We start from the raw sequence: 8,913 nt of genomic DNA on the forward strand, positions 1-8,913 counted from the left end.
AGGGCAGGCGTTGCACCACCAGTGCCCGAACCGGTGCCACCCGGTAGCGGACATCCCGACCCCCGGGCCAACGACACGCCACGGGTGATCGACCACCGAAGAACCGGGTTTACGAAACGTCCTGCCGCGGCCGAGCCGGACCTGTTCGGCGCCGGGGACGCCGGTAGTCCGGAGTGCCGCCGCCGGCGAGGCTCCGGATAATCACGCTGCGGCCCCGGGCCGGGAGGAAGAAGCCCCACGCCCTCGATCCGCGCGGTAGGGACAGCCCCACCGTCGAGCGGGTGGCTGCCCGCAGTGACCGACGTCGATAGGGCCAGCACAATCGGCGGGCATGACGAAACGACTGCCGCACCCCGGCAACGCCCCCTCGGCGATTGCCCTGATCGCCGGACCGGCCCTGTTCACCGCAGCCGACTTCTTCTGGGTGGGCGACGCCGAATACGGCCTGGTCGCCGGCACGCTGCTGGTACTGGGATCGGTCGCCTGGATCGTCGGCTTCGCCGGGATCGCCGCGGCCCTCCGGCACGACGCGCCGCTGATCGCCGGCTGGGGCCTGCTGCCGGCGGTCTACGGAGCGGTCTGCGGCGGCGCGGCCTTCGGCCTGCAAGGCGTCATGAATGCCGTGTACGGGGTGGATCACGCCGAATCTCTGGAGCGCCTCGGCGAGCATCCGGTGATCGCCAACCTGATCTTCTGGATCGGCGGTCCGGCGTTCCCGTTGACCCTGCTGGCCCTCGCTGTCTACCTCCTTGCGAGCCGCCGGATCCCCCGGTGGACCGGACTGATCCTGGCCGCCGGCGCCGTCCTGTTCCCCCTGGCCAGGATTCCGCGTGTCGAGGTCATCGCGGTCGGCGCCGACATCCTGATGGTCATCCCGGCCGTTTTCCTCGCCACCGTTCTCGTTCGTCATGGTGGCCTGCCCCGCCGCGCGGACAGGTGACGCCGTAACCGGTGGCCCCTTCGTCTCCGCTTCGACCGATTTGCCGCCGAAATAGCATGACCGAAATCGCGACTCGGCGACGACAATGCATCACCCAGCTACGTTCCGGCGCGCATACCACCGCCGACGGCGAATAAACCCGATCGCATTTTTCATGCCTCCGCATCGTTGACCCGCAGGGGTCGGATCCGGGCCGTGCGCGCCTGTTTCGGTGATTGGGAAGAACGATCAACAGACCGCGTGCTCAGCTGTCCGGGTCCTGGAAAATGCATCGAGAAAGGTACGACATGAGCAAGGCGACACGAATGCTGACCACCGCCGGCATCGGAATGCTGGCGGGGGCGACATTCGGAATGGGCCCCGCGGGCGCAGCCCCGCTGAATCCGCCACCCGACGTTCCCGAAAACGTACTCGGGCAATTCGGCAGTGGCGGGGCGTGTGAGGCGATGAACGATCTCGGCTCACAACTCGGCCTCTGGATGTCTCATCGCTGCGACACCGGCATCGGCGGGACCCGAACCATCTCCATCCTGGTGATCGAATACCGGGAGCAGGGTCCGTTCCACCAGCCCCAGCCCACCGGACCGGGCACACACGTCACCGCACCTGTCGGCAACCAGCCCTCCACCGGCGCCCCCGGCCCCGGAGCGATGCCGGACCTGGGCGGCGCCCCCGACATGGGCGGCAATCCGGATATGGGCGGCGCCCCGGACACCGGAGGCGCCCCTCCGGCCACCGACACCGGCGGAGCCCCCGGCACCGCACCGGGAACAGGCGGCTCCCCTGACAACGCAACCGCCCCAGGGACCGGCGGCGCACCCGACACCGCAACCGCCCCAGGAACCGGCAGCGCACCCGACAACGCCACCGCACCGGAAACCGGCGGCACACCAGACACCGCGACCGCACCGGAAACCGGAGGGACACCGGATAACGCCACCGCGCCAGTAGCCGGCGGAACACCGGACAACGCCACCGCACCGGCGACCGGCGGCACACCGAACAACGCCACCGCACCGGGAACCGGCGGCACACCGAACAACGCCACCGCACCGGGAACCGGCGGCACACCCGGCAACGTGACCGCACCAGGAGCCGGTGGCACAACGGACACCACGGCCGGCGGAACGGCGCCCGGCACCCCGGCCGCACCCGGCACCGGCACCGGCACCACGGAAACCGGAACTGGCGGAACCGCTCCGGGCGGTGACACCACGGGCACCGGTGGCACTCCGGGCACGTCGCTCACCGTGACGGGCATCAGCGGCGGGACGCCATGATCGGCGGCTGAACCACGTGAATCAGCGACGACCGGATGACCCGGCCGCCGCTGGTGCGTCTCCGCGCCCGCACTGGCACGAGGACAGACGAGCGGCACCGGGTCGCCGGGACATCCCGGAGCGCCGAGAGATCCAGCCGCATATCAGGGCGTCGATGAGTCCGCTGACCCGTCACCGGGTGAGATTCGGCACGATCCGTCCTTAATCCAAATATTGAAGCAGTTAAACCTCGCGGCAATACTGTGTTCGCATGTTGGACCACAACGGGGGTACGGCAGTGTGTCCGCAGTGAACCGGACCGGGATCAGGCCGCTCGGAAGATCAAGCCACGGGATCGCGTGCAGCGCACCGGCCAGCCTTCATGCAGAGAAGGAGTTCCACTCGAGTGAGTGCTGTTCGTAGCCGGCGGCATGTGGCCGGCGTAGTGATCGCCACGATTCTCACCGCTGGGATGTTCGCCTCGGCTCCGGCCGTCGCGGTCGGCGGGGACGTGCCCTCCGGGGCGGCGTACGGGTTCCTGGCGAAGGTCACGGTGGGTGAGCCGGGAGTCGGTCAGTCCTGCACGGGCGCCCTGGTCGGCGACCGCTGGGTGGTGACCGCGAAGTCCTGTGTGACGTCCGGGCCGCCGGCGGTCCGGACGAGTGTGACGGTGGGCCGGCTCGACCTGGCCGACACCGCGAGCGGGTACACCGTACCGGCGCTGCGGGTGGTGTCCCATCCGGATCGTGACGTCGCGCTGGTGCAGCTGGCCGCCAAGGTCACCGGCATCACGCCGATCCCGGTGTCCGCGCAGGCGCCCGTCGTGGGCGAGGCGGTCTCGGTGCTGGGGTACGGGCGTACCGCGAGCGCGTGGGTGCCCGATCAGCCGCGCATGGCGTCGTTCACGGTGGCCGCGGTCGACGGCCCGCTGACCACCATCGCGGGCGCCACCGGGACGCAGGTCGGCCCGTGCAAGGGTGACGCCGGCGGGCCCGGTGTCCGCACGGTCGGCGGGTCTCTGCAGCTGGCGGCGATCACGCACAGCGGTGACCAGGGCGGTTGCCTGGGCGCGCCGGAGGGCGCCGCGCGGGGTGGCACGCAGACCCGGCTCGACGACATCGCCGGCTGGGTGCGGCAGAGCATCGCCGAGCCGGTCGTGCAGACGTTGAAGTCGCAGAACAGCGGCCTGTGCCTGGCGTTGCCGAGCACCTGGGCCGATCTGCGGGTGACGCCGATCCAGTGGTCCTGCAGCGGCGCCGCCGACCAGGACTGGCAGCTCAACCAGCGGGCCAACGGCGAGTACGAGGTCCGCAACGATCGCAGCGGCTACTGCCTGGCGCTCGACGCCGGCGCGACCGGGGACGGAACGTTCGTCGTGCAGTGGACCTGCCGGGACAACGCCGACCAGTACTGGCGGCTGACGAAGGACGCGAACGGCTACACCGAGCTGCGTAACTCGCTCAGCGGCAAGTGCCTGGCCATGCAGGGTGGTGACGTCGCCATGAAGAACGGCGCGAAGGCCCTGATCTGGCCCTGCCGGGACGCGAACCTGGATCAGAACTGGACGGTCACGTCGCGTACCCCCGGGGATTGGGTCCGCAGTCAGCACAGCTCGCTGTGCCTGAGCAACGGCGTCTCGCTGGCCGACGGCGCGCACGCGGTCCAGGCCGCCTGCAGCGATCTCAACGACATGGAGTGGACGCTGCGGACCCGCAGGAACGACCTGGTGGAGGTCCGTAACGACCGCAGCGGCCAGTGTCTGGCGATCGAGGGCGGCGTGACGACGGCCGGGGCGCATCTGCTGCAGTGGCCGTGCCGGGACAACGCCGACCAGTACTGGCGGGTGGAGGCGACCACGAAGGGCACCGTGGTGCTGCACAACAACCACAGCCGGATGTGCCTGGCGATCCAGGGTGGCGTCAAGACCGACGCGCACCTGCTGCAGTGGAACTGCAACGGCAACCCCGACCAGTACTGGACGGTCGGCCGCAAGGCGTGACTGACGTGGCCCGGGGATCCGAGCGGTCCCCGGGCCACCTCGTCCTATGCCACGCCGGCCACGTCGGACCCGATCCGGTCCACGACCCGGTTGCGGCCGCCGTGCTTGGCGGCGTACAGGTTGCGGTCGGCGGCGCGCAGCACCTCGGACGGGCGTACCGGATGATGGCCGTAGGCGACGCCGATGCTCACCGTCACCGGCAGGTTGCCGGTGAGCAACTGCCAGGCATGATCCTGTACGGCCACCCGCAGCGCCTCGACCCGGGCCAGCGCCTCCTCCCGGGGCAGTCCGGCGAGCACGACGAGGAACTCCTCGCCGCCGAGCCGCGCGGTGAAGCCGATCTCCGCCGGAGCCGCCTGGGCGACCAGCGCGGCGAGAGCGATGAGCACCTGGTCGCCGATGTCGTGCGAGCACGTGTCGTTGATCGTCTTGAAGTGGTCGGCGTCCACGATGGCGACCGTCACCGGCCGAGCGCCGGTCCCTCCGGTGAGCAGCGACGGCAGGCACGTGTCGACGTACCGCCGGTTGTGCAGCCCGGTGAGCGGGTCGCGCAGTGACTGCTCGCGGAAGCTCTCCGCGTCGCGGCGGGCCTCGGCGGTCTCGAAGGCCGCCTGCCGGATCCGGGCCTGCGCCTCCCGCTCCCGGGAGCTGAGCTCCTCGCTGGCCTCGTGATACGCCTTGTACGCGACGAACGCGGCCCGGAAGTCACCGAGCGTGGCACACAGCTCGGCCTGCTCCTGCAGCACGTGGGCGCGCACCCGGGCCAGCGCCGGAGCCGCGGCCAGCCCGCGCGCCCGGTCCAGGGCGGTCTGCGCGTGCGCCGTCGCCCCCGCCTGGTGGTAGGCGGCGGCCAGGGTGAGCGCCGCCTCCGCCTCGGCCTCCGGATACTCCGGGTCGAACTCGCTGGCCACCAGCCGCTCGGCCGTCTCGACCGCCTCCCGGGTCCGGCCCACGGCGAGCTGGATGCGGGCCAGCGTGTCGAGCATCGGCGGGATCGGGTCGCGCCCCTCCCCGGCGAGCAGCGCGAGCAGCCGGGCCATCACCGGCTCGGCCTCCGCCGCCCGGCCCGCGGCGAACAGGGCGTAGGCGAGGTCGTTGAGCACGTACGAGCAGAACTGGGTGTCGCCGGCGGCCAGCGCCACCTGCTCCGCCTCCCGGTAGCGGCCGATCGCGGACTCGATCGAGCGGGTCCGGTACAGCGACTCGGCGAGCGCCATCAGGTGCATGACCCGCAGGCGTGACCCCGCGGCGCCGGGCAGCAGCTCGAGCCCGCGCAGCGCGTGATCGAGCTGGCCGGCGTAGTCGCCCATGTTGGCCGCCACCCGCGACAGCAGCCGGTGGACGCGGGCCTGCAGCAGCGGCAGGTCGTGCTCGGCGGCCCGGAACCCGACGGTCCGCAGGATCCTGGTGGCGTCGCCGGTGGTCTCCACCTGCCGCAGCAGCGCGTCGGCGGCCAGTGCCTGCCCGCGAAGCTCCAGCTCGACGTCGCCCGCGGCCCGGCCGGTCTCCTCCGCCTCGGCGGCCCACCGCAGCGCGGCCGCCGGGTCGATCTCGAAGGACGCCTCCAGCTCGCGGACGGCCGACAGCAGTCGAGTCGTGTCGCTCGATCGTCCATCCACGACAGCCGACACTAGTCCGGTTGCCGATCTGCGCAATGGCCCACGCGGCGCCCGGAGCGCGCCGGTATTCTTGATCATGTGGCCGTCGAACTACTGGCCTCCCACGCCGTCCTGCTGTGCGCGGTCGTCCTCGGCGTCGGGCACCTGCTCGGCGGCATCCGGGTGCGCGGCGTCGCGCTCGGTGTCGCCGCCGTCTTCTTCGCCGGCCTGGCGATCGGCGCCCTCGACGAGCGGCTGCGGCTGCCCGATTTCGCCGACCAGTTCGGGCTCGCCCTGTTCGTCTACCTGATCGGGCTGGCCGGCGGCCCCACCTTCTTCGCCGCCCTGCGCCGGCGCGGGCTGCGCGACAACCTGGTCGTCGTCGCGGTGCTCGCCGTCGCGGCGCTGACCGCGGTGGGCGCGGCGGCCGTCCTCGGGTTCGACGCGGCCACCGCGGCGGGGGTGTTCGCCGGCGCCCTGGTGAACGCGCCGGCGCTCGGCGCCGCCCAGGAGGCGCTGCGCGCCGTCGACCCGGACCGGGCCGCGTCGCTGGCCAGCGACGCGGCGGTCGGCATGAGCCTGACGTACGGGTACGGCGTCATCGCCATGATCGGCGCGCTCGTCACCTACCTCGTCGTCGTGCGGGTCGACTTCGGCCGCGAGGCCCTGGAGAACACCGATCTGGCCCCCGCCCCGAGGAAACTCGTCGAACGCACGCTGCGGGTCACGAGGGGCGCCGGCGCCGGCGTCCGCGAGCTGATCGAGGATCTGGCCCGCGACGGCGACGCGCTGCTGGTACGGCTGCGGCGCGGCGATCGGATGCTCCTGGCCGCCACGGTCACCGACCTGCGCGAGGGTGACCTGCTGTCGGTCGTCGGCACCCGGGCCGCCACCCGTGAGCTGGTCGCACGTCTCGGTGAGAAGGCGTCGCCGGCGTTGTCGCTGGACCGGGGCACGCTCGACTTCCGCCGTATCACCGTCTCCGCGCCCGCTCTCGCCGGCGCCCACATCGCCGACCTGGACCTGCCGCGCCGCCACGACGCGCTGATCACCCGGGTCCGCCGCGGTGACCAGGACCTGCTCGCCACCCCCGACATGCGGCTGCTGCTCGGCGACCGGGTACGTGTCGTCGCGCCCCGCGACCGCATGCCAGCGGTGACGGCCCTGCTCGGCGACTCCGACCAGTCGCTGACCAAGGTCGACTTCACCGGCCTGACCCTCGGGCTCGCGCTCGGCCTCCTGCTCGGCGCGGTCGCGGTGCCGCTGGCCGGCGGGGCCACCCTGCGTCTCGGGCTCGCCGCCGGCCCACTGATCGCCGGGCTGCTCCTGGGCCGGATCGGGCGGACCGGCCGGATCACCTGGCAGCAGCCCCGCTCGACGATCCTGGTTCTGCGGCAGGTCGGCGTGGCGCTGTTCTTCGCGGGTGTCGGGCTCAAGTCGGGTGGCTCGCTGGTACGCGGCTTCTCCGACGGCGACGCGTGGCGGATCATCGCGGCCGGGGCGCTGGTGGCCGCCGGCACCGCGATCGCGTGCCTGGCCGTCGGCCGGCTGCTGCGCATGCCGCTGTCCTGGCTGATGGGCGTGATGGCGGGCATCGACACGAACCCGGCGGTGCTCACCTTCGCCGAGGACCGGGCCCGCAACGAGCTGCCCGCTCTCGCCTACGCGACGGTCTTCCCGGTCGCGATGGTCGTCAAGGTCGTCACCGCTCAGCTGATGATCGTCCTGCTGCACCATTGACCGGCGAGCAGACCAGAGGATGGGATGATCAGCCGATGACCTCCCCCGTCACCGTCGATCTCGCCCTCGTCGGTGGCGGTGGCGCGGCCTCGCTGGTTCTCGCCGCTCTGGACAGGCACCACCTTCCGGGGGTACGGGTGGCGATCGTCGACCCGGTGCACAAGCGGGGGCAGGACCGTACCTGGGCGTTCTGGGGGTCGCCCGGCACGTTCCTCGACCCGCTGCTCAGCGCCGCCTGGGACGCCGTCGACGTGATCACCCCCGGTGCGCCCCGGACCCTGTCGTTACGGCCGCTGCGCTACGCGATGCTGCGGTCCGCCCCGCTCTACGACCTGGCCGGCGCCGCCGAGCAGCGCCTCGGGGCGATCCGGCTCACCACCGCGGCCGGGGCGCTCGACGACGACGGGTCGCGGGTCGTCGTACGCGACGAGCGGGGTGCGCCGCTGGTCGACGCCGGCTGGGTGCTCGACTCCCGGCCGTGCCCGCCGGCCCGCTCCGGGCGTACCCATTGGTTGCAGCACTTCCGGGGTTGGTGGCTGGAATCCGCACGGCCGCTCTTCGATCCGCGGCGGGCGGTGCTGATGGACTTCCGGACCCCGCAACCGCCGCGCGGGGTGTCGTTCGGCTATGTCCTGCCGGTCAGTGACCGGTTCGCCCTGGTCGAGTACACCGAGTTCTCCCCGTCCGTGCTGTCCGGCGACGAGTACGACACGGCGCTGCGCGGCTATCTCACGCTGCTCGGCATCGACGAGAGCACGGTGCGGGTGGCCGAGGTGGAGAACGGGGTGATCCCGATGACCGACGGCGTCTTCGAGCCCCGGCCGTCGCCGCGCGTGGTCCGTCTCGGCACCGCGGGCGGCGCGACCCGGCCGTCCACCGGTTTCACGTTCACCGCGATGGCCCGGCAGGCCGACCGGATCGCCGGCGAGGTCGCGGCCGGGCGCCCGCCGCTGCCCGGTCCCGCCTACCCGGCCCGGCACCGGTGGATGGACGCCGTGCAGCTGCGGGCTCTGGACCGGGGGCTGACCGACGGGGTGGCGTTCTTCGGGCGGCTGTTCGACCGCAACCCACCGGAGCGGGTCCTGCGCTTCCTCGACGGCGCCACCTCGTGGCGCGAGGACCTGACCCTGATGGCGTCCGCTCCCCTGCTGCCGATGATGCGGGCCGCCGCCGGCGACGCGGCCGCCCGGCTGACCGGTGGTCAGGCGGCGAGGTCGTAGGCGGCGTAGTGGTGGGCGCGGCGGCGGTGGTGGATGGTGAGGGTGTCGCGCAGGGTGCGGAGGATGCTGGTGGTGCTGACGGTGGAGCCGGCGGTGCGGGTTTCGAGGCGGACGGGGGCGGCTTTGAGGTCGGTGATGCCGGCGGTGGTGGTGGCGA

6 protein-coding genes are annotated in these 8,913 nt (G+C 72.3%); 5 read left to right on the forward strand and 1 reads right to left on the reverse strand.

Annotation, left to right across the window (positions count from 1 at the left end; translation table 11 throughout):
- Positions 1-331: 331 nt before the first annotated feature.
- The 3 genes from BM290_RS46760 (at position 332) to BM290_RS46770 (ending at position 4,198) form a co-directional block, all read left to right on the forward strand.
- Entirely contained in the window at positions 332-940 is a 609-nt protein-coding gene (locus tag BM290_RS46760) for a hypothetical protein (RefSeq protein WP_093622482.1), read from the forward strand.
- Positions 941-1,227: 287 nt separating this feature from the next.
- Positions 1,228-2,220, forward strand: a complete 993-nt coding sequence (locus tag BM290_RS46765) for a hypothetical protein (RefSeq protein WP_143134231.1) — start codon at positions 1,228-1,230, stop codon at positions 2,218-2,220.
- 385 nt (positions 2,221-2,605) lie between these two features.
- The gene (locus tag BM290_RS46770; protein WP_177320199.1) at positions 2,606-4,198 is read left to right on the forward strand and encodes an RICIN domain-containing protein; all 1,593 of its coding nucleotides are present in this window, start codon (positions 2,606-2,608) and stop codon (positions 4,196-4,198) included.
- Positions 4,199-4,242: 44 nt separating this feature from the next.
- On the opposite strand, the gene BM290_RS46775 is transcribed toward BM290_RS46770, so the two are convergent.
- Entirely contained in the window at positions 4,243-5,817 is a 1,575-nt protein-coding gene (locus tag BM290_RS46775) for a tetratricopeptide repeat-containing diguanylate cyclase (RefSeq protein WP_093622485.1), read from the reverse strand.
- 78 nt (positions 5,818-5,895) lie between these two features.
- Between BM290_RS46775 and BM290_RS46780 the strand changes: the two genes are divergently transcribed.
- Complete coding sequence (locus BM290_RS46780) at positions 5,896-7,536, forward strand: aspartate:alanine exchanger family transporter (RefSeq protein WP_093622486.1); 1,641 nt, start codon at positions 5,896-5,898, stop codon at positions 7,534-7,536.
- Between the two features lie 35 nt (positions 7,537-7,571).
- Positions 7,572-8,756, forward strand: a complete 1,185-nt coding sequence (locus BM290_RS46785; protein WP_093622487.1) for a lycopene cyclase family protein — start codon at positions 7,572-7,574, stop codon at positions 8,754-8,756.
- The last annotated feature ends 157 nt before the right edge of the window (positions 8,757-8,913 follow it).

This window comes from Actinoplanes philippinensis (genome assembly GCF_900113015.1).
GTDB classification, from domain to species: domain Bacteria; phylum Actinomycetota; class Actinomycetes; order Mycobacteriales; family Micromonosporaceae; genus Actinoplanes; species Actinoplanes philippinensis.